The 20,398-nt window shown below is 73.0% G+C and carries 19 protein-coding genes; 3 read left to right on the top strand and 16 right to left on the bottom strand.

The window, feature by feature from the left end; all coding sequences use genetic code 11:
• Positions 1–39: 39 nt before the first annotated feature.
• Entirely contained in the window at positions 40–1,359 is a 1,320-nt protein-coding gene (gene efeB / locus DEI92_RS02005) for an iron uptake transporter deferrochelatase/peroxidase subunit (RefSeq protein WP_111012154.1), read from the bottom strand.
• A complete protein-coding gene (locus DEI92_RS02000; RefSeq protein ID WP_111012153.1) occupies positions 1,356–2,534 on the bottom strand; it encodes an EfeM/EfeO family lipoprotein in 1,179 nt (392 codons plus the stop codon). Before DEI92_RS02000 ends, efeB begins: the two co-directional genes overlap by 4 nt.
• 213 nt (positions 2,535–2,747) lie before the next feature.
• On the opposite strand from DEI92_RS02000, the gene DEI92_RS01995 reads away from it, so the two are divergent.
• On the top strand, positions 2,748–3,938 hold the full coding sequence (locus DEI92_RS01995; protein WP_111012152.1) for a class I SAM-dependent methyltransferase: 1,191 nt from the start codon (positions 2,748–2,750) through the stop codon (positions 3,936–3,938).
• Positions 3,939–4,075: 137 nt separating this feature from the next.
• On the opposite strand, the gene DEI92_RS01990 is transcribed toward DEI92_RS01995, so the two are convergent.
• From DEI92_RS01990 to glmS, 12 genes are all read right to left on the bottom strand, one after another.
• Positions 4,076–4,612 (bottom strand): DUF4190 domain-containing protein, encoded by a 537-nt coding sequence (locus tag DEI92_RS01990; RefSeq protein WP_111012151.1) that lies wholly within the window; start codon positions 4,610–4,612, stop codon positions 4,076–4,078.
• A 206-nt stretch (positions 4,613–4,818) separates the two neighbouring features.
• A complete protein-coding gene (gene tsaD / locus DEI92_RS01985; RefSeq protein ID WP_111012150.1) occupies positions 4,819–5,880 on the bottom strand; it encodes a tRNA (adenosine(37)-N6)-threonylcarbamoyltransferase complex transferase subunit TsaD in 1,062 nt (353 codons plus the stop codon).
• On the bottom strand, positions 5,877–6,368 hold the full coding sequence (gene rimI / locus DEI92_RS01980) for a ribosomal protein S18-alanine N-acetyltransferase (RefSeq protein WP_258369899.1): 492 nt from the start codon (positions 6,366–6,368) through the stop codon (positions 5,877–5,879). The genes tsaD and rimI overlap by 4 nt, the downstream gene beginning before the upstream one ends.
• Positions 6,365–7,033, bottom strand: a complete 669-nt coding sequence (tsaB, locus tag DEI92_RS01975) for a tRNA (adenosine(37)-N6)-threonylcarbamoyltransferase complex dimerization subunit type 1 TsaB (RefSeq protein ID WP_111012149.1) — start codon at positions 7,031–7,033, stop codon at positions 6,365–6,367. Before tsaB ends, rimI begins: the two co-directional genes overlap by 4 nt.
• A 147-nt stretch (positions 7,034–7,180) precedes the next feature.
• The gene (locus DEI92_RS01970) at positions 7,181–7,867 is read right to left on the bottom strand and encodes an SGNH/GDSL hydrolase family protein (protein WP_111012148.1); all 687 of its coding nucleotides are present in this window, start codon (positions 7,865–7,867) and stop codon (positions 7,181–7,183) included.
• Between the two features lie 108 nt (positions 7,868–7,975).
• Entirely contained in the window at positions 7,976–10,609 is a 2,634-nt protein-coding gene (locus DEI92_RS01965) for a polynucleotide kinase-phosphatase (RefSeq protein WP_111012147.1), read from the bottom strand.
• Positions 10,606–12,114 (bottom strand): 3' terminal RNA ribose 2'-O-methyltransferase Hen1, encoded by a 1,509-nt coding sequence (locus DEI92_RS01960; RefSeq protein WP_111012146.1) that lies wholly within the window; start codon positions 12,112–12,114, stop codon positions 10,606–10,608. Before DEI92_RS01960 ends, DEI92_RS01965 begins: the two co-directional genes overlap by 4 nt.
• A gap of 63 nt (positions 12,115–12,177) precedes the next feature.
• Complete coding sequence (gene tsaE / locus DEI92_RS01955) at positions 12,178–12,654, bottom strand: tRNA (adenosine(37)-N6)-threonylcarbamoyltransferase complex ATPase subunit type 1 TsaE (RefSeq protein WP_111012399.1); 477 nt, start codon at positions 12,652–12,654, stop codon at positions 12,178–12,180.
• 38 nt (positions 12,655–12,692) lie between these two features.
• Positions 12,693–13,871 (bottom strand): alanine racemase, encoded by a 1,179-nt coding sequence (alr, locus tag DEI92_RS01950; protein WP_111012145.1) that lies wholly within the window; start codon positions 13,869–13,871, stop codon positions 12,693–12,695.
• Complete coding sequence (alr, locus tag DEI92_RS01945; protein ID WP_111012144.1) at positions 13,868–14,953, bottom strand: alanine racemase; 1,086 nt, start codon at positions 14,951–14,953, stop codon at positions 13,868–13,870. The genes alr (DEI92_RS01950) and alr (DEI92_RS01945) overlap by 4 nt, the downstream gene beginning before the upstream one ends.
• A 96-nt stretch (positions 14,954–15,049) precedes the next feature.
• Positions 15,050–15,418, bottom strand: coding sequence for a holo-ACP synthase (locus DEI92_RS01940; RefSeq protein ID WP_111012143.1), 369 nt, complete (start codon positions 15,416–15,418; stop codon positions 15,050–15,052).
• A 4-nt stretch (positions 15,419–15,422) separates the two neighbouring features.
• Positions 15,423–17,270: a glutamine--fructose-6-phosphate transaminase (isomerizing) gene (gene glmS / locus DEI92_RS01935; protein ID WP_111009811.1), complete on the bottom strand. Its 1,848-nt coding sequence runs from the start codon at positions 17,268–17,270 to the stop codon at positions 15,423–15,425.
• A 120-nt stretch (positions 17,271–17,390) separates the two neighbouring features.
• Here glmS and DEI92_RS01930 point away from each other — a divergent pair, with 120 nt between their 5' ends.
• A complete protein-coding gene (locus DEI92_RS01930) occupies positions 17,391–17,873 on the top strand; it encodes a glutathione peroxidase (RefSeq protein WP_111009812.1) in 483 nt (160 codons plus the stop codon).
• A 92-nt stretch (positions 17,874–17,965) separates the two neighbouring features.
• On the opposite strand, the gene DEI92_RS01925 is transcribed toward DEI92_RS01930, so the two are convergent.
• A complete protein-coding gene (locus DEI92_RS01925) occupies positions 17,966–19,024 on the bottom strand; it encodes an aldo/keto reductase (RefSeq protein ID WP_111012142.1) in 1,059 nt (352 codons plus the stop codon).
• 58 nt (positions 19,025–19,082) lie between these two features.
• A complete protein-coding gene (locus DEI92_RS01920) occupies positions 19,083–19,328 on the bottom strand; it encodes a hypothetical protein (protein WP_111012141.1) in 246 nt (81 codons plus the stop codon).
• 74 nt (positions 19,329–19,402) lie between these two features.
• Here DEI92_RS01920 and coaA point away from each other — a divergent pair, with 74 nt between their 5' ends.
• Positions 19,403–20,350 (top strand): type I pantothenate kinase, encoded by a 948-nt coding sequence (coaA, locus tag DEI92_RS01915; RefSeq protein WP_111009815.1) that lies wholly within the window; start codon positions 19,403–19,405, stop codon positions 20,348–20,350.
• Positions 20,351–20,398: the final 48 nt, after the last annotated feature.

The raw sequence follows: 20,398 nt of genomic DNA, 5'->3' as shown, positions 1-20,398 counted from the left end.
CACTGGTGTCCCCTGTCTGGTGGTGTGTGGAACAGTGCGTCAACTGAGCAGTGGTCGCCCGAGCCAGTCGTCCGCGTGGCGGACACCGGGGAGGGCGAAGTAGTAGCCGCCGCCGACGGGCGAGATGTAGTCGACGAGCGGTTCGTCGGCGAGGCGCTTCTGGACCGTGACGAACTGCCGTTCGAGGTCCGCCTGGAAGCACGTGAACAGCAGCCCCATGTCGAGGTTCCCGTTCGCGTCGGTGCCGGCGTCGTAGTTGTAGGGGCGACGGAGCATCTGCTGACGCTTCGCCGCGGCCGTGCGGGGGTTCGCCAGCCGGATGTGTGCGTCGAGCTGGATGACGTCGCCCGTCGGGTCGTCCGCGTAGTCCGGGTCGTCGAACTCGTGCGTTCGGGTGAGCGGGGCGCCGGAGTCGCGGTGGCGGCCGATCATCGTCTCCTGCTCGTGCAGGGACACGCGGTCCCAGAACTCGACGAGCATCCGGATCGTCCGCACGACGTGGTAGCTGCCGCCGGTCACCCAGTCCGGCTCGACGACGCCGTCCTCGGTCCGGCCCGCCCGGGTCCACACGAGGTCGTCCATGGCCGTCCGGTCGCTCGTCGACGGGTTGGCGGTGCCGTCCTTGAACCCCAGCAGGTTCCGCGGCGTGCCACTCGGCCGCGGCGGGGACACGAAGCCGTCCTGTCGCCACCGCACCTGCATCGCACCGCGCGTCGCCCGCGTGACGTCCCGGAGCGCGTGCACGACCGTGTCGGTGTTGTTCGCGCACACCTGCAGGAGCAGGTCGCCGTCGCAGATCGCCCGGTCGAGCGCGTCGTTCGGGAAGTCCTCCATGGTCCGCAGGCGCGCGGGCTTCTGGTCCGCGATGCCGTACCGGTCGTCGAACAGCGACGCCCCGACACTCGTGGTGATCGTCAGACCGTCGGCGGGCACGTCCGGTCCGAGCACGCCCGAGTCCGACGGCGGTGCCGTGATCCCGACGTCGGTCGGCTGTCCGCCGCGGGTGAGGAACCGCGAGCGCTCCGTGATCGTGCGCAGCAGGTCGCGCAGCTCGGACCGGGAAGCCGCGGTCACGTCGAGCGCCACGAAGGCCGCCGACCGCTGGGCCGGTGTGGTGATGCCCGCCTGGTGGGCGCCGTGGAACGCGTACGACGCGGCGGCACCACCGTCGGTCGCGGTGTCGCTCGCCGGGTTCCCGGCGCTCGCCGCGGTCGTGTCGGCCACGGCCGGGAGGCCCGGTGCCAGAGCCGCGGTCATGGTCGCCGCCGCCCCGGCGCCGGCTCCGGCCGCTCCCGCCAGGAACCCACGGCGGGAGGGACGGCGTGCCGCGGCGTGCGGGCACTGGGGCTGGTCGGTCACGAGGTCCTCCGGATGTCGCAGATCGCCGCGACGGGCGCGAGCAGTTCGAGTGCGCGGTCGATGGACGCGTCGAGGTCCTCCCGCTGCGTGGTCGTGAGGTCGGCGAGCGGCGTCCACGTGCCGTCGGCGTGGCGGCCCTCGTCGACGCGCGCCGTGAGCGCGGCGAGTGCCGCATCGGTCGCGGCGAGGTGCGGGTACCGGGTGCGGAGGATCCCCCTGATCGGGTCGAGGGCCCGCTCCGTGCCGGCGACGTTCGCGGCGATGGTGGCCAGGTTCGTGTGGCTGCCGGCGTCGGTCGCGCCCGTGGCCTCGAACTGCAGCGCGTTCTCGAGGATCTCGTGTGCGCGGAGCCCGATGTCGAGCGGGTCGATGCGGGCGGTCGGGAACGTGGCCTCGAGGTGCTGGACGGCCGCGACGAGCGCGTCGGCGACCGGAGCGCTCGCGGACACCGGTGCGCCGGACCAGAGCAGGGCCTCCAGGCGGTGGAACCCGGTGAGGTCCGGGTCGTCGAGTGCGGTCCGCCCCGACGCCGGGGTGCCGTCGATGGCCGTGTCGGCGTCGCCGAACGCCCCGTAGGCGGCGCCGAGCTGCTCGTACTCCGTGTGCCCGGTCAGCCAGTCCCGCTCGGCGGCCGCGCGGTCACCGCCGTGCAGGTCGGCGGCGACCCGCCGGACGTCGGCCTCGAGCACGGGCAGTCGACCCTCGATCCAGTCGCCGTACGCCTTGGCGGCCGGGATGAGGTCGTTCCGGGTGACGGGCACGACCCCGGGCGTCGCGTCGGCCACGTGCACCGCGCCGTGGAGGTGGACGACGGGACCCACCACCGCGTCGGCGTCGGCCGGCAGGCAGCGGAACCGGTAGGCGCCCGAGCCGAGGCGCACGCGGTAGGTCTGGGACGCGCCGGCACCGAGCCCCTCGGCGTCGAGGTACACCGCCCCGGACCGGGGGTCCTCGAGCTGCACCTCGACGCCCGCGATCGAGGTGTTCGTGATGCGGAGCGTCTGCGTGCCGTCCGCGGGGTCGGTCCATCCCGTCCCGCAGACGTCGGTACCCGCGGCGACGTCGTAGTGTCCGGGGACGGCGCGCGTCGGCAGGAGGTGCGGCACGACGATGCCGGCCGTCACGACGAGTGCGACGACGAGCCCGACGACTCCGTACGCGAACCGATTCGACACCCGAGCCCCTTCCGCTCCCGGCCCCGTGGAGCAGCACGGGACGCCCTGATCGGACCCCCTTCCGGGGGGATCCGCGGAACACCGTAAGCCCGCTCCGAGGCCGGGTTTCCCCTGCGTTCACCGTCGTCACCGACTGTTCAGACAGCCGTCCGCCGACGGTCACGGAAGTGGGGGCTTGCCGAACCGTCGTGCGGGAACTGGGAGGATCGGGGCATGGACGCCGCCGACCTCGCACAGCTGCTCACACCCGAGGGCATGGCGCTCCTCGACCGTGTACCGGGCCTGGCCGAGGGCGACGACGTCGTGCGTGCCGTGTCGCGCCTCCGCGCCGAGGGCCACGATCCACGGCTCGTGGCGACGGTCCTGACGCAGGCGCGACTCCGTCAGCGGGCCCGGGCGAAGTTCGGCGACTTCGCGGGCCGGATGCTGTTCACCGAGGCCGGTCTCGAGCAGGCGACGCGCCTCCGCGTCGCCGCACAGCACGCCGGCCGGTTCGCCGCCGCCGGGTTCACACGCGTCGCCGACCTCGGGTGTGGCATCGGTGGTGATGCGCTCGCGCTCGCGGCGCTCGACCTCGAGGTCGTCGCCGTCGACCGCGACGAGGTCACCGCCGCGATCGCCACGCACAACCTGGCACCGTGGCCCGCGGCCCGGGTCGAGCTCGGGGACGCGGCCCGCTTCGACGTCGGCCGGGTCGACGGCGTGTGGCTCGACCCGGCACGGCGCACCGCGGGACACAGCGACACACGGCGGCTCGACGACCCGGACGACTGGTCCCCGTCCCTCGACACGGTGTTCGCCGCGGCGACGCAGCTGCCCACCGGGGTCAAGCTCGGGCCGGGCGTCGACCGCGACCTCGTCCCCGACACGGCCGAGGCGCAGTGGACGAGCGTCGACCGCGAGGTCGTCGAACTCGCGCTGTGGTTCGGTTCCCTCGCGCGGCCGGGCGTCCGCCGCGCGGCCACCGTCATCGGCGCGCACGGGGTCGCCGAGCTCACGGGTCCGGCCGACGCCGAGGACGTCGAGGTCGGCCCGCTGGGCGAGTACCTCGTCGAGCCGGACGGCGCGGTCATCCGAGCTCGGCTCATCGGAGATCTCGGGCGGCGACTCGGCGGCCGGATGCTCTCGTCGGGCATCGCCTACCTGAGCACGGACGCACCCGTCGACACCCCGTTCGCCCAGGTGTTCCGCGTCCGCGACGTCCTGCCGCTCGACCCGAAGCGCATCGGCGCGCGGCTGGCAGCGGACGGCGTCGGCCGGGTGGAGATCAAGAAGCGCGGCGTCGATGTGGACCCCGCGCAGTTCCGTCGGCGGTTGCGCCTGCAGGGCGGGTCCGGGCAGGCGACGCTCGTCCTCACCCGCCTGGAGGGACGGCACGCGGCCGTCCTGTGCGATCGCCCCTGACGCCGGTCCTGCTTGCCCCATCCGCCGAGATCGCACAACACGCCGCTCACCTTCGAAGGTGAGCGGCGTGTTGTGCGATCTCGGTGAGGACCGCCGTCGGCGGGCGGCCGGGGCGGGGCGGCCGGGGAGGCCCGGGATCAGGTGTTCGGGTAGTTCGAGTAGTCGCCGTTGTGCGACGCGACGAACGCGAAGAAGATGACGATGAACACGATGTAGGCGACCCACAGCGCCGTGATCACGTAGCCCGCGATGAGCCCCGTGAGCGCGAGCGGGCGCCCCTGCTCCCCCGTGCGCTTGATCTGGTGCAGGCTGATGTGCCCGAACACCACCCCGAGGGGCGCCACCACGAAGCCGAACACGATGGCGAGGATCGAGAACAGGTTCCAGCTCGACGACGCCTGCGGGTACCCCGACCCGGGCTGCCCGTAGGGATTGGGCTGGCCGTACTGCGGCTGGCCGTACGGCTGCTGTCCGTAGGGCTGCTGGCCGTACTGCGCCTGCCCGTACGGCTGCTGACCGTGCTGACCCTGCTGTCCGTACGGCGACTGCTGCCCGTGCTGCGGCTGTCCGAACTGCGGCTGTCCGTACCCGTGGTGTCCCGACGGTGTCTGTCCGGACGGCGCCTGGCCGGACGGCGTTTGTCCGTACTGCGGCTGGTCGTTCTGGTCGGACACGTGTTCCCCTCCTCGTCGCCCACGGTGCGGGCGTCCCGCCGATCCTCCCACAGGGCGCGTGCGCACGACCGGCCGCCAGCACCCCCGGAGCGGGGGAGGCACGGCCGGCGGACGCGCGGTGCCGCGCCGCCGCGGTCGTCAGGTTTGCACCGTCGTCAGGCCTGCACCGTCGTCAGACCTGCACCCCCGTCAGGCCTGCACCGTCGTCAGACCTGCACGGTCGTCACGGGCAACGTCGAGTCCGCCGCGATCCCCAGGTCGCTCGGGGCGTGCCCGGACGCCACGAGCTGCGCGCCGATCGCGGCGATCATGGCGCCGTTGTCGGTGCAGAGGTCGAGCGGCGGGATCCGGAGCGTGACGCCGGCGGCCGCGCACCGTTCCTCGGCCACGGCCCGGAGCCGCCGGTTCGCGACGACACCCCCGCCGAGCAGGAGCCGGTCGACGCCGGTGTCCCGGCACACGGCGAGCGCCTTCGTCAGGAGCACGTCGACGACGGCCTCGCGGAAGCTCGCGGCGACGTCGGCGACGGGGACGTCGCGCCCGTCGTCGCGGCAGCGCTCGACCCAGCGGGCGACCGCGGTCTTGAGGCCGGAGAACGAGAAGTCGTACCGGTGGGCCGCCATGTCCTTCGGCAGGGTGAGGCCGCGGGGGAACCGGATCGCGGAGGGCTCGCCATCGGCGGCGGCTCGGTCGATCTCGGGCCCGCCCGGGTACGGCAGCCCGAGCAGCCGTGCGACCTTGTCGAACGCCTCACCGGCAGCGTCGTCGATCGTCTCGCCGAGGAGCTCGACGTCGTCGACGAGGTCCCGCACGAGCAGGAGCGACGTGTGGCCGCCCGACACCAGCAGTGCGACGGTCGGCAGTTCGATCTCGGTGCCGTCGGCACGCAGGACGTCCGCCCCGACGTGGCCGACCAGGTGGTTCACGCCGTAGAGCGGCTTGCCGGTCGCGACCGCGAGCGCCTTCGCCGCGCCGACCCCCACCATGAGGGCACCGGCCAACCCGGGTCCCGCGGTCACGGCGACGGCGTCGAGCTCGTCGAGCCGCACGCCCGCGGTGTCGAGTGCCTGCTCGAGCGTCGGGGTCATGGCCTCGAGGTGGGCGCGCGCCGCGACCTCGGGCACGACCCCGCCGTAGCGGGCGTGTTCCTCCATGCTCGACGCGATGACGTTCGCGAGCAGGGTGCGGCCCCGCACGATGCCGACGCCGGTCTCGTCGCAGCTCGTCTCGATCCCGAGGACCAGCGGGCCGTCCGTCGTCGTGCTCATGCCGTGCCTCCCGTCGTTCGGTCCCGGACCGAGCCCCGCATGACCAGCGCGTCGACGTCGTCGGGTTGGTAGTACCGCGGCCGCGTGCCGATGGCCTCGAAGCCGAACGAGCGGTACATGGCCTGCGCGACGGGATTGTCAGCACGGACCTCGAGGAACACCTCGCGCACGTCGCGGCGGGCGGCCTCGTCGAGCAGCTCGCGGAACAGCGCTCGCCCGAGGCCCTGCCCGCGGTGGTCGGCGGCCACGGCGATCGTCTGGACGTCACCGTCGTGTCCTCCGGGCAACGACGAGAACCCGGCGTACCCGACCAGGACCGGCTCCGGTGCCTCGTCGGTCGTCTCGGCCACGACGTAGTGGCCGTAGGGCGAGCGGAACTCCTCCCTCATCTGCGCGGTCGACCACGCGTCGGTCGGGAAGGAGGTCCGCTCGAGCCGCATGACCGCGTCGAGGTCGTCGGGCCGGGCGGGCCGGATCCGCCAGCTCACGAGCGCACCCGCTTCGGCGCACCCGGCATGGTCACGTCCGGGTCCCGGAGGTACAGCGGCTCGTCGTCGGCGAACGGTGCGCCGACCGCCAGACGTTCGGCGGCGAGCAGTCCGAGGCGCCCGGCCGGGATCGTCACCGCGGTGACGCGACGCAGGTCGGCGGCGTCACCGAGCACGGCGTCGAGGTCGTCCGGGCGCGCGAGCCCGGGCCCGGCGGTCCGCACCGGGAGCGGTCGGGAGGCACGGTGCCGGTCCGACCGGCCGGTCGCCACCGCCTCGCTGCCGCCCGCGTAGACGCTCCAGTAGACCTCGCGTCGGCGCGCGTCGGTCAGGACGACGAGCGGCCCGCCGTCGGCCTCGGCCGCGGCGACGGCGTCGTGGCTCACGACCGGGAGGAACGGCACCGATCGCGCGACGGCGAACGTCCGCGCCGCGGCGATCCCGACACGGAGGCCCGTGAACGGCCCGGGACCCATGCCCGCGACCACGCCCGTGACCGCCGCAGGGGTGACGCCGGCGATCGACAGGACGTCGGCCAGGAAGGGCCCGACGACCTCGGCGTGCCGCCGGGTGTCCTCGGTGCTCCGCTCGGCGAGCACGGTCCGGGCGGCCGGGTCGACGAGGGCGACGGCCGTGCCGGCGGACGTGTCGATGGTCAGGAGCACCGGACCATCGTACGGTCGTGGCGGGGACGCAGGGTGGCCACCCGCGCCTCCCCGGCGCACGCGGGGACGGGATCGAGCTGTCCGACGAGCTGGACGAGCGCGGGCGCACCGTCGCCGGCCGGTGCACGGCACCGGCCGGCGGGTTGCTCAGTTGCTGATGCCGGCCGCGGCGAGGTCGTCCGCGATCGCGTCCCCGAGGACCCGCTGGCCCTCGACGGTCGGGTGCTCGCTGTCCCCCTGGAGGAGTTGCGGCTGTCCGGCGAGCGGCTGCCCGACGTCGACGAACGTCCCGCCGGCGGCGGTCACCGCGGCCTGCAGGGCGTCCGAGCTCTCCGCGACCACCGGGTCCGCGGGCCCGGGCTGGTTCCAGAGGGTGCTCAGCCCGACGATGCGGGCATCCGGCAGTGCGCCGTGGATGCGCGCCACGGTCCTCCAGGCTCCCCTGGCGATCGCAGCGGCGCTCTGGCCCTGGTCGTTGTCGGACGCCTGGATGACGACGAGGTCGGGGTGCGCCGCGACGGCCTGCCCGACGAGCCCGTTGAAGTCCGTCCCACAGTCGCCGACGCGGACGAACCCGGCACCGCTGCACGCGAGGTTCGTCACGTCGACGTGCTCGTCCGCCGCCTCCAGGGCGGGCCACGCCTGGTCCGGGCTGGCGAGGCCGTAGCCGGCCATGATCGAGTCGCCGATCGTCACGATGTGCGGTCGCGTCGGGTTCGCCGCGGAGGGCGCCGTCGAGTCGGCCGCCTCTGCGAACGCGGTCTGTCCGACGAGGCCGGATGACGCGGCCACACCGAGGATGGACACGAGGATTGCTTTCGGGAGCATCTTCATGGCGGTGACGGTAGCGGCGTGACCGGATCGTGACCTGTGCGCTCGGGGGACGGAATCGCCCTCGCCTGGGACCCGACGGCGCTCCTCAGGACGACGCGACGACCCCGGTCAGAGCCGCGGATCGACCGGCTCCGACTCCATCGCGAGCACGGCGAACACCGGCTGGTGCACCCGCCACAACGGCTCACCGGCCACGAACCGCTCGAGCGCCTCGAGTCCGAGCGCGTACTCCCGCAGTGCGAGGGAACGCTTGTGCCCGAGCTCCCGGTCGCGGAGGCGTTCGAGATTGCGGGGTTCGGTGTACTCCGGCCCGTACACGATGCGGAGGTACTCACGCCCGCGCACCTTGATGCCCGGCTGCGTGAGCCCCTTCGCCCCGCGGTGCAGGTTGACGAACGGCTTCACGACCATCCCCTCGCCTCCCGCATCGGTCAACTCGGTCCACCACGCGGTCCCCGCCTCGACACTCGCCGGATCGGCGAGGTCGACCACCACCGAGCGCGTCCGCTCCACGAGGTCCGGCGCGGCAGCCGCCAGGCGGTCGGCGACGCCGAGGTGCCAGCCGTGGTCCGTCGTCGCGTACGTCCGTCCCTCCGCGGCGAGCACCTGGAACGGGGCGAACCGCGCCCCGTCGAGCCCGTCCGCGTCCGCGGCGTACCTCCGGTAGGACGCGACGTACGCATCGGCGTCCACCGCCCGTGCCCGCGTCCGCTCGAGCAACGCGGTCACGTCGATCCCGGAGGCCGCGGCCTGCTCGAGCGCGGACACCGCGGTGGGCAACGCACCCGTGGCCGCGGCACCGATCGCGGCGTACTGGCCGCGGATCATCCCGCCGGCCTTGATCGACCACGGCAGGACCTCGCCGTCGAGCAGCAGCCAGTCCGTCGCCAGCTCCGACCAGAGTCCGGCGTGCTCCACGGCCGCGTCGAGCCGTCCGAGGAACCGGGCGGTCAGCTCGGGCGTGAAGAACGCCCGCCCGGTGCGGGTGGTGACCACGCCCCGCCAGCCGTCCGGTGCTCCGAAGCGCCGCGGATCGCGGGTCAGGAGGACCGTGGCCCGCGAGCCCATGTGCTTCTCCTCGCCGACGACGCGGTCCACCCCCGCGTCCCGGTAGGTCGCGAAGGCCTCGGCCGGGTGTTCGAGGAGGCCGTCGACCCGGGAGGACGAGGTCGGACTCATCGTGGGCGGCAGGTAGAGCAGGTGCGCGGGGTCGACCGCGAACCGGCTCATCACCTCGAGCGCGCCCGCCGCGTGCTCGCCGCGGACGCCGATCCGTCCGAGGAACCGGGTCTCGACGACCTGCCTGCCGAGCACGTCGTCGATCGCGAGCATGCCCGCCGGGCGCGGGCGGGTCGTCGTCACCTCGCGTCCGGGAGGCACCACACCGACCGTCGATGGGCCTCCCGGGCCGCTGTCCACCGGTCCGGTGCCGTCGGCCGACGCGACGCGGTCGGCGCGGAGGGGTTCGAGCGGCTTCGCCGCGGCGCACCAGACCCGCTCGGCGGGGACCTGCACGAGCTCGCGCTCCGGGTACCGGAGGGCGGACAGCACGCCGCCGAACACGCACCCCGTGTCCAGGCACATGGTGCCGTTGATCCACTCGGCATCGACGGTCGGGGTGTGGCCGTACAGCACCATGGCGCTCCCGCGGTAGGAGTCCGCCCACGGGAGCCGCACCGGGAGCCCGTACTCGTCGGTCTCGCCCGTGGTCTCGCCGTACAGCGCGAACGCCCGAACGCGACCGGAGGCCCGGCCCTGGTAGGCCTCGGTCATGCCGGCGTGAGCGACGACGAGGCGTCCGTCGTCGAGGACGAGGTGCCCCACCAGGCCCTCGCAGAAGGCCAGCACGGCCGCGCGGAACGACGCGGGCTCGGCCGCGAGCTGTGCCAGGGTCTCGGCGAGCCCGTGCGAGGTCTGGACCTTCCGCCCCCGGAGTGCCCGGACGAGCTTGTCCTCGTGGTTCCCGGGGACGGCGATCGCGTGTCCGGCACCGACCATGCCCATCACGAGTCGGAGCACGCCCGGGGTGTCCGGCCCGCGGTCGACGAGGTCGCCGAGGAACACCGCGCGCCGCCCGGCGGGGTGGACCGCGTCGACGGGGCGGCCGAGGTCGTCGCGGACGAGCGCGTAGCCGAGCTGGCCGAGGAGGGTCTCGAGCTCCGACCGACATCCGTGCACGTCGCCGATCACGTCGAACGGGCCGTGCTCGTCCCGCGCGTCGTTGAGCAGTCGATCGCGGATAATCGTCGCGTCGGCGATCGCGTCGACGCCGTCGAGCACGTGGACGCGCCGGAAGCCCTCCTTGCCCAGCGACCGGAGGGATCGACGGAGCTGGTCGTGCTGCCGCTTGACGACGGATGCACCGAAGGTCCGGTCCGTCCGGGCCGCGTTCCGCTCGACGCACACCGACTCGGGCACGTCGAGCACGATCGCGACCGGCAGGACGTCGTGTTCGCGCGCCAACCGGACCCAGTCGCGGCGCGCTTCGGACTGCACGTTCGTCGCGTCGACGACCGTCAGGAGCCCCGCGCGGAGCCGCTGCGCGACGACGTACCGGAGGGCGTCGAACGCCGCCGGGGTCGCCGACTGGTCGTTCTCGTCGTTCGCGACGAGACCACGGAAGAAGTCGCTCGACAGGGTCTCGAAGCGGCCGAAGTGCCGTGCGGCGAAGGTGGACTTGCCGGACCCGCTCGGCCCGACGAGCAGCACGAGCGCCATGTCCGGGACGTGGAGCTCGCTCATGCGGCCGCCACCGTCCCGGCCGTGGCGAGGTCGGACCGACGGAACACCGCCATCTGCGTGGGCGGACCGACCTCTGCGTCGTCGTCGCCCACGGGGCGGTACTCGACGACGTAGCCGTTGTCGGCCGCCACACGCTCGCTCCACGCACGGAAGGCACCACGAGTCCACTCGAACCGGTGGTCCTCGTGGCGGACGTGACCCGCGTCGAGGTGCGGGAACCGCACGTTGTGCTCGGCGTTCGGTGTCGTCACGATGACCGCGCCCGGCCTCGCGACGGCGAACACGGAGACCTCGAGCGCCGGCAGTCGCCCGGGGTCGACGTGTTCGACGACCTCCATGAGGACCGCGGCGTCGAGCCCGGCGATCCGGTCGTCGAGGTAGGTGACGGAGGACTGCACCAGGCGGATCCGCGCACGTTCGGCATCGCTGGCCTCGTCGAGGTGGAGCCGACGCTCGGCCCGCGCGAGCTCCCGCGGCGACACGTCGCTGCCGATGACGGTGGTGAAGGACCGGTCGGCCTTGAGCCGCATGAGCAGTTCACCCTCGCCACATCCGAGGTCGGCGACCGTGTGGGCGCCGACGTCGTGGAGTGCGGCCATCACCGCGTCGGCCCGTCGTCGGTACAGCGGTGCGTGGTCGGGTCCGGCGGCCGGGTCGTCGGGCGTGTGTCGGGCCTCCCGGTCGGCCGTGGCCGCTCCGTCCCGGTCGGCCGTCGCCGCTCCGACCGTCTCGCCGACCACGTCCTCGACCCCGAGGAGCCGGTCGGTGGCGTCGACGACCATGCCCCGCTGGTGGGCGAGGTACCGCGTCGTGATGAGGTCGCGGAGCGGGTGGTCGGCGAGCCAGCCCTCGCCTGCGCGGAGGAGCTTGCCGACCTCGTCGTCGTTCACCCAGTAGTGCTTCGCGTCGTCGAGGACCGGCAGGAGCACGTACAGGTGCCGGAGCGCGTGTCCGAGCCGGACCGTCCCGCGGAGGGTGAGACCGACGGTGGGAGCAGGTCCCCACGCCGGATGCGTCTCGTCCAGGAGCCGACGATGCTCCTCGACGTCCCACCCGAGCGGGGCGAACAGACGCGTGGCCAGGCCGGTGCCGTCCTGGTCGAGTTCACTCGGCACCGACGTCAGCGTCACCTCGAGGGGCATCGGCGCCGCGGAACGCTCGGGCAACGACGTGCTCCGGCCGCCCATCGCGGTGCGGAACACCTGCCCGATCGCGACCGCGACCATGGACGAGGAGGCGTACGGCCGGTCGTTCACGTACTGCGCGAGTGCGAGCGTGTCCCCGCCGAACCGCCGGCTCCGCGCGAGACCCACCGGATCGACCTCGAGCAGGAGCGCCGCCGTGCAGCGCTCGGAGGTCGCCTCCGGGTAGAAGACGTGGGCGTCACCGACGCTCAGCGAGAACGTCTGCGCGCGTCCCGGGTGCTTGTGGAGCAGGTGCCCGAGGTCGAGGGCGTCGACGCCGCCCGGGTCGGTGTCGCCGGTGGTGGTGATGGTGACGAGCACTGCTGCGGTTCCCCCCTGACACGACCGCCCTCCGCGGTCCGAGCGCCATGGTAGGGCACCCCCTCAGACGGTGACGCCGTCCCACCGCGGGCCCGTCGCGCGGACCACCACGTGCCGCGGTTCGTCGGGGACGTCGTCCGGGTCGACGTCGTCCGCTCCGATCCCGCCCGCACCGTCGCCGGGCAGCGCAGCACCACTCGCCCGCTCGATCTCGACCTCGAGCACGTCCGCGCTGATGCCGTCCACCATGCCCCGCCCCCACTCGACGACGACGACCGAGCTGTCCCAGTCGAGGTCGAGGTCGTCGAGTTCGACCGGGTCGGACAGCCGGTACGCGTCGACGTGCACGAGGTCGACGCCCCGGGCCGTCGGGTGGGTCCGGGCGAGCACGAAGGTCGGGCTCGACACCTGACCCCGTGCGCCCATGGCGGCGCCGAGGCCGCGGGTCAGGGTCGTCTTGCCCGCGCCCAGGGGCCCCGTCAGCACGACGAGGTCCCCCGCACGGAGCACCGCTGCGAGCCGGGCTCCGAGCGCCTCCATGGCCCCGGTGCCGTCGACCACGACGTCGAGCAGCACGGTCACGGTCGGCCACCCGCACTGCGGTTCAGGACGGCGGCGCGCTGGCTGAACTCCTCGGCGTGCCGCCCGGAGTAGCGCCGTGGCACGCGTCCGCCGATCCGGCAGGCGAGCTCCTCGCCGATCGTGTCGAGCCCCGCGGCCCACTCGAGGATCGTCGACTCGCCGCGCTCGCCCGTGCCGAACAACACGACCGTGTCGCCCACACGGACGTCGTCGTCCCCGACGTCGACGAGGAACTGGTCCATCGCCACCCGGCCCGCGATCGGGTAGCGGACGCCGCCGATCGTGACCTCGACCCGTCCCTGGGCGCGCCGGGGCACGCCGTCCGCGTAGCCGACCGGCACGAGGGCGAGCGTGGTCTCGGCGGCGGTCCGGTACGTGTAGTCGTACGAGACACCCGTGCCGACGGGGACCCGCTTGACCTTTGCGACCGACGCCGTGAGCGTCATCACGGGGGTGAGCCCGAGGTCCGCCGCGGTGACGCCGTCCGCGCCGGGGACGCCGTACGTGTTCGCCCCCATGCGGACCATGTCGTGCCGGAACTCGGGCCGCTCGAGGCCGGCGAGGCTGGCGGCGACGTGCCGGATCGGCAGCTCGAGCCCGAGTCCCGCAGCGGCGTCGACCGCCTCGGTGAACACGGCGACCGCCGCGGCGTCGTCGTCGTCGGACGCCTCCGCGAGGTGCGTGTACGCGGCGACGACCTCGATCGCACCGGCGCGCTGGGCGTCGCGGGCACGTTCGACGAGCGCAGGCCACCGGTCCGGCGTCGCGCCGTCGCGGTGGAGGCCCGTGTCGACGCCGAGGTGCACGCGCGCCGGCCGCTGGGTCACGGCCGCGACGATCCGGTCGAGCTCGGCCACGTTCGACACCCCGAGGTCGACACCGGAGTCCACGGCGTCCCGGGGGTCGAGGTCCGGGTCGTGCTGCCACGCGAACAACCGGACGTCCTCGCCGACGCCGACCGAGCGGAGCCGCAGGGCCGCCTCGACCGTGAGCACCCCGAGCCAGCGGACGCCCGCGTCGACCGCGGTGAGCGCGAGGGGCACCATGCCGTGTCCGTACCCGTCGGCCTTGAGGACCACCATGACCTCGACCGGGTCCATCCACGACCGCAGGAGGTCGATGTTGGCCCGGTACGCATCGAGGTCGACGACGGCCTCGCGGAGCGGCGCGCTCACGTCGTCCTCCTCGCCAGGAGGGGGCCGAGTCGTGCGACCACCTCGTAGTTGATCGTGCCGATGGCGGCCGCCCACTCCTCGACGGACGGCACCCCGGCGGCCGGGTCGCCCCAGAGGACGACCTCGTCGCCCGCCGCGACCTCCGCGTCGCCGACGTCGATGTGCATCGCGTTCATCGCCACGCGGCCGACCACCGGAAAGCGTCGGCCGCCGATCGACACCGACACCCGGTTGCCGAAGCCACGGTCGAAGCCGTCCGCGTAGCCGAGTCCGATGATCGCGAGCGTCGTCTCGCGCTCGGTGCGGTGGGTGTAGCCGTACGAGACACCGTGCCCCGCCGGCACCCGGATCGTCCGGAGGACCGACGCCGTGACCGTCATCGCCGGGCGGAGTCCGAGCTCGGCGGACGTCCGGTCCGCGAACGGGCTCAGGCCGTACAGGGACAGGCCGATCCGGGCCAGGTCGCGTCGCGTCTCGGGCACCGCGATCGACGCCGCGCTCGCCGCGAGGTGGACGACCTCGGGCACGATCCCGTGAGCGGCGAGCGCCGAGAGCGCCCGGTCGAGGGCGGCGTCCTGGGCGAGGTCGTCCTCGCGGGACGCGTTGGCCAGGTGCGACATGACGCCCTCCACCCGTGTCCGCGGCAGCGCCGCGGCAGCGGCGAAGAGCTCGGGCCACTCGGACTCGACGGCGCCGTTGCGGCTCAGGCCGGTGTCGAGGACGAGGTGGACCGCGGGCACCTCCGCGCCGGCCGCCGCGGCGAGCTGCTCGACCGACGAGACGGCTGGCGTGATGCCCTCGGACGCGGCGCGTACGAAGTCCTCGTCCGGGGCGTGCAGCCACGCGAGGATCCGCACGTCGATGCCCGCACGCCGGAGCGCGAGGGCCTCGTCGACGTCCGCGACGCCGAGCCACTCCGCGCCCGCGTCGACGAAGGCGCGTGCCGCCTCGACGGCGCCGTGCCCGTACCCGTCGGCCTTGACGACCGCGATCACGCCCGCCGGTGCCACCCGCTCGGCGAGCGTCGCGTAGTTGGCGATCAGGGCCTCCCGGTCGACGGTGACGCCGGTGAACGCGCTCACCGGGTCACCACCACGGATGGGAGGCACGGTTCGGCCCCGGCGTGCTGGGTCGGCCGCGCGCTCCCGCGCGGCCTCCACGTATGGTCGGTCAACTCCTCAGTTCCCTTCGATGACGACGAACGCCGTCGCGATCGGTCCATCGTGCGACAGTGACAGATGGACGGCCGTCACGCCACGCGCGTCGGCCACCGCCTGGGCCCCCGCGTGCAGGGTCAGCGACGGTGCACGCTGGTCGTCCGCGACGACCTCGAGTTCCTGCCAGCTCAGTCCCGCACTCGTGCCGAACGCCTTGATCAGGGCCTCCTTGGCCGCGAAGCGGGCGGCGAGCGAGGCGGTGGGGCGGGGCTCGCCGTCCCGCAGCAGCTCCGCCGGCGTGAACAGGCGACGCCGGAGCGCGGGCGTGCGCTCGAGGACCCCGGCGAACCGAGCGAGGTCCACGACGTCGACACCGATGCCGATGATCACGGGACTACTCGACGGTCACCGACTTGGCGAGGTTGCGGGGCTGGTCCACGTCGAGCCCCTTGGCCGCCGCCAGTTCCATCCCGAACATGTGCAGCGGCGCGACCGCCAGGAGCGGCTCGAACAGCGGCGTCGCCAGCGGGATGCGCAGGACCTCGTCGGCGTAGGGCAGGACGGCCGCGTCGCCCTCTTCCGCGATCGCGATGACCCGCGCGCCACGGGCCCGGATCTCCTGGATGTTCGAGACGACCTTCGGGTGGAGCGACCGCTCGTCGCGGGGGCTCGGCACGATGACGAACACGATCTGCCCCGGTTCGATGAGCGCGATCGGGCCGTGCTTGAGCTCGCCTGCGGCGAAGCCCTCGGCGTGGATGTACGCGAGTTCCTTGAGCTTGAGCGCCCCCTCGAGGGCGATGGGGTAGCCGACGTGGCGCCCGAGGAACAACACGCTCCGGGTGTCCGCCATCCAGCGCGCGAGCTCGGTCACCGAGGCGGCGTCCTCGATCGTCTGCTGCAGCTTGGCCGGGAGCGCGTCGAGCTCCGCGACCTGCGCCGCGACCTGCTCCGGCGTGAGCGTGCCCCGGAGCGTCGCGAGGTGCAGGCCGAGCAGGTACAGCGCGACGCCCTGCGCCAGGAACGCCTTCGTCGAGGCCACGGCGACCTCGGGGCCCGCGTGCGTGTACAGCACGGCATCGGACTCGCGCGGGATCGTCGCGCCCTGGGTGTTGCAGATGGACAGCGTGCGGGCACCCTGCTCACGGGCGTACTTGACCGCCATCAGGGTGTCCATCGTCTCGCCGGACTGGCTGATCGACACGACGAGGGTCCGCTCGTCGAGCACCGGGTCGCGGTACCGGAACTCGTGCGCGAGCTCGACCTCGACCGGGACCCGCGCCCACTGCTCGATCGCGTACTTGCCGAGGATTCCGGCGTATGCCGCAGTGCCACAGGCGATCACGATGACGCGGTCGACCTGGGCGAGCCGGTCCGCGATCGGCTCGAGGTCCGTCAGGGTCACGGCGCCGTCGTGCACGCGGCCGAGCAGCGTGTTCGCGACCGCCTCGGGCTCCTCGCTGATCTCCTTCGCCATGAAGCTCGACCAGCCGCCCTTCTCGGCTGCGGACGCGTCCCACGACACCTCGAACTCGCTCGCGGTCGCGGGCGTGCCGTCGAACCCGATCACCGTCACGGCGTCGGGGCGGATCGTGACGATCTCGTCCTGCCCGATCGCCAGCGCGCGCTTGGTGTGCGACACGAAGGCCGCGACGTCCGAGCCGAGGAAGTTCTCGCCGTCGCCCAGGCCGACCACCAGGGGCGAGTTGCGGCGGGCGCCGACCACGACGTCCGGCTCGTCCGCGTGCACGACGAGCAGCGTGAAGGCGCCGTCGAGTCGGGCGACCGTCCGCCGCATCGCCTCGGTCAGGTCGTGGCCGGCACGGAACTCCCGCGCGACCAGGTGCGCCGCGACCTCGCTGTCCGTCTCGCTGTGGAACGTCACACCCTCGGCCAGGAGCTCGTCCTTGAGCAGGGCGAAGTTCTCGATGATGCCGTTGTGGATGAGCGCCAACTTGCCACCGTCGGCCAGGTGCGGGTGGGCGTTGCCATCGGTCGGGCCGCCGTGCGTCGCCCATCGCGTGTGGCCGATGCCCGTGCGGCCGTCCGTCATCGGGTCGGCCTGCAGGTCGTCCTTGAGGACCTGCAGCTTGCCGGCCCGCTTGCGCGACTCGAGGTCGCCCGCGGCGTCGATCACGGCGACGCCCGCGGAGTCGTACCCCCGGTACTCGAGCCGACCCAGTCCGCCGAGGAGGACCTCCAGACTGCTGCCGTTGCCGACGTACCCGACGATGCCACACATGCGCTCGATCCTATGGGGTGCGCGGCCGGGAGCCCGCCGCACGGGCGTCGCGCGATCGCCCTGCCGGTCGCCGGTCCCGGGACACGCACGGCGCCCAGCTGCCGGGTCTAGCTTCGGCCCGTGACCCTCACCGACATCCCGATCACCACGCTCCAGGGCGAGCAGACCACCTTCGGCGCGTTCACCGACAAGGTCGTCCTCGTGGTGAACGTGGCCTCCCGATGCGGCCTCGCGCCGCAGTACGAGCAGCTCGAGGAACTCCAGCGCCGGTACGGCGACCGTGGGTTCACCGTCCTCGGGTTCCCGAGCAACCAGTTCCTGCAGGAGCTCGGGTCGTCCGAGGCCATCGAGGAGTACTGCAGCACCACCTGGGGCGTCACGTTCCCGATGTCCGAGAAGGTCAAGGTGAACGGCCGCGGCGCCCATCCGCTGTACCAGGAGCTCAAGCAGACCCCGGACGCGAACGGCAAGGCCGGACGGGTGACGTGGAACTTCGAGAAGTTCGTCGTGACGCCGGACGGCGCCGTCCACCGGTTCCGGCCCACCACCGTGCCGGACGACCCGGCGATCGTCGCCGTGATCGAGGCCGCGCTCCCCGCCTGAGCCTGCTCCTGAGCCGAACGGCGTGCGGGGTGCTGAACGACGGCGAGGCCCCGCACGCTCGGTGGCGTGCGGGGCCTCGGACCGATCGGCGGTCAGTCCTGCTGCAGGTGGCGCCCGATGAGGCTGAGGTCGGCCGCGCTCGACCGACCGTCCGCCGTGTTCGCCTGGTGCCAGTACGGATACTGCAACGGGGTCGCGCTCGCATCGTCGAGGCGGGCGATCTCGTCCGCGGAGAGCTGGACGTCCGCCGCTCCGAGGCTGTCGGTGAGCTGCTCCTCGGTCCGCGCGCCGACGATCGCCGACGTGACGCCCGGCTTCGCGAGCGTCCAGGCCAGGCCGACCTGCGTCGCGGTGACGCCCCGCTGCTCGGCGATGTCGACGAGCACCTCGATCGTGTCGTACAGGCGGTCCTCGTCGTCGATGGGCGGCTCGGTCCAGCCCTCGAAGCGCCGCGAACCCTCGGGCACGTCCTGACCCCGACGGTACTTGCCGGTGAGCAGACCACCAGCGAGTGGACTCCAGACGAGGATGCCGATGCCCTGGTCGAGCGTGATCGGCACGAGCTCGTTCTCGGCGTCACGGGACTGCAGCGAGTAGTAGATCTGCTGGCTCGCGAAGTGCTCCAGGTGGTGCTTGTCGGAGGCCCACATCGCCTTCATGAGGTGCCACCCGGAGAAGTTCGACGCACCGATGTAGCGCACCTTGCCCGACCGGACGAGGTCGTCCAGCGCGCCGAGCGTCTCCTCGAGGGGCGTCGATCCGTCCCAGCCGTGCAGCTGGTAGAGGTCGATGTGATCGGTGCCGAGCCGACGGAGGCTGTCCTCGGCGGCCTTGACGATGTGGTGGCGGGACAGTCCGCCGTCGTTCGGTCCGGGCCCCATGCCCCCGCGGACCTTCGTGGCGATGAGCACGTCCTCGCGCGCGCTGCCCAGCGCCTGGCCGAGGATCTCCTCGGACGCGCCGTCGGAGTAGACGTCGGCCGTGTCGATGAGGTTGACGCCCGCGTCGCGCGCGATGTCGATCTGCCGGCGAGCCCCATCGACGTCGATGTGGCCGACCGGACTCGCCCAGCCGGTGCCGGCGAACCCCATCGTGCCGAGGCTGATGGTGGAGACCTGCAGTCCCGTGTTGCCCAGATGACGGTATTCCATGCGGCCGACCCTACTCAGACAACAGACAGCAGTACGCCCAGATGAACGACGCGCTCGGTCACTTCGACGAGGCCTGGGGCGGGGTGTAGACGGCGGAGGGAGTGCGCGGAGCCTGCGCAGGGGCCGGCCGGTTCGTTGCGGGAGGCGCGCCCCACCACTGCACGGGTGGCGCCTCGAGACGGAGTTCCGCGTGGAGGCCCAGGGCCAGTGCGGTGGGGATGACGACCGCCATCACGAGGATCGCGACGCCGGCGAGCGCCGGCTGTGCGCTCAGGGTCTCCCGCGGCGCTGTGATCCGGTCCACCCGCTGTGGACAGCACGTCGTCCACACCGCGTCGGCTCGGAGACTGCACCATCCTCTCGTCTACCCTCGTCCTCATGGCCAACGCCCACGCGGAGACCGTCGCCCACCCGACGCCCTTCGTCGAGATCGACCGCCCCGAGTGGTCCGCCCTCGCACCCTCCCAGCACCTCGCGCTCACCGAGACCGAGATCGTCCAGCTCCGCGGGCTCGGGGACCGGCTCGACATGGACGAGGTGCAGCAGGTCTACCTCCCGCTGTCCCGGCTCCTCAACCTCTACGCGGCGGGCGCCCGGAGCCTCCACGCCGCCACGAGCGGGTTCCTCGGCGAGCGAGCGTCACGCACGCCCTTCGTGATCGGCGTCGCGGGGTCCGTCGCGGTGGGCAAGTCGACCGTCGCGCGGCTGCTCCGGGAGCTGACGAAGCGGTGGGAGGACACCCCGCGGGTCGAACTCGTGACGACGGACGGCTTCCTCTACCCGAACGCGGAGCTCGAGCGCCGCGGGATCATGGACCGCAAGGGGTTCCCCGAGTCCTACGACCGCCGCGCCCTGCTGCGCTTCGTCAGCCAGGTCAAGAGCGGTGCGGCCGAGGTCCGCGCGCCGTTCTACTCACATCTGCAATACGACATCGTGCCCGACGCCGAGATCGTCGTCCGCCAGCCCGACGTGCTCATCGTCGAGGGGCTCACGGTGCTCGCACCACCCGTCAACGGCGGCCTGGCACTGTCGGACCTCTTCGACTTCACGATCTACGTCGACGCGAAGACCCGCGACATCGAGTCCTGGTACGTCGACCGCTTCCTCGCCCTGCAGCAGGCGGCCTTCGCGGACCCGAACTCGTTCTTCCACCGCTTCGCGACGCTCTCCCACGAGGACGCCGTCCGCACCGCGACGGACGTCTGGCGGAGCATCAACGAGCCGAACCTCCTCGAGAACGTCCTGCCGACGCGATCCCGCGCGACGCTCGTGCTCAAGAAGGGTGCGGACCACTCCGTCTCGAGCGTGCTGCTCCGCAAGATCTGACGCACCACCCGGACACGACCGGGAGGCGCGGTGCGGGTCCGATCCGCA

Origin of the sequence: Curtobacterium sp. MCBD17_034 (assembly GCF_003234515.1) — a bacterium.
In the GTDB taxonomy this organism is placed as follows: domain Bacteria; phylum Actinomycetota; class Actinomycetes; order Actinomycetales; family Microbacteriaceae; genus Curtobacterium.
Note: the sequence above shows the minus strand (reverse complement) of the source record. Positions and strands in the feature narration are given on the sequence as shown.

What these genes read in the sequence shown, in the direction of transcription:
- DEI92_RS01995 (WP_111012152.1), top strand. Translation starts at nt 2,748, where the DNA reads ATGGACGCCGCCGACCTCGCACAGCTGCTCACACCCGAGGGCATGGCG.
- DEI92_RS01925 (WP_111012142.1), bottom strand. Translation starts at nt 19,024, where the DNA reads ATGGAATACCGTCATCTGGGCAACACGGGACTGCAGGTCTCCACCATC.
- tsaE (WP_111012399.1), bottom strand. Translation starts at nt 12,654, where the DNA reads ATGGAGGCGCTCGGAGCCCGGCTCGCAGCGGTGCTCCGTGCGGGGGAC.
- tsaD (WP_111012150.1), bottom strand. Translation starts at nt 5,880, where the DNA reads ATGAGCACGACGACGGACGGCCCGCTGGTCCTCGGGATCGAGACGAGC.
- coaA (WP_111009815.1), top strand. Translation starts at nt 19,403, where the DNA reads ATGGCCAACGCCCACGCGGAGACCGTCGCCCACCCGACGCCCTTCGTC.
- DEI92_RS01970 (WP_111012148.1), bottom strand. Translation starts at nt 7,867, where the DNA reads ATGAAGATGCTCCCGAAAGCAATCCTCGTGTCCATCCTCGGTGTGGCC.
- glmS (WP_111009811.1), bottom strand. Translation starts at nt 17,270, where the DNA reads ATGTGTGGCATCGTCGGGTACGTCGGCAACGGCAGCAGTCTGGAGGTC.
- DEI92_RS01965 (WP_111012147.1), bottom strand. Translation starts at nt 10,609, where the DNA reads ATGAGCGAGCTCCACGTCCCGGACATGGCGCTCGTGCTGCTCGTCGGG.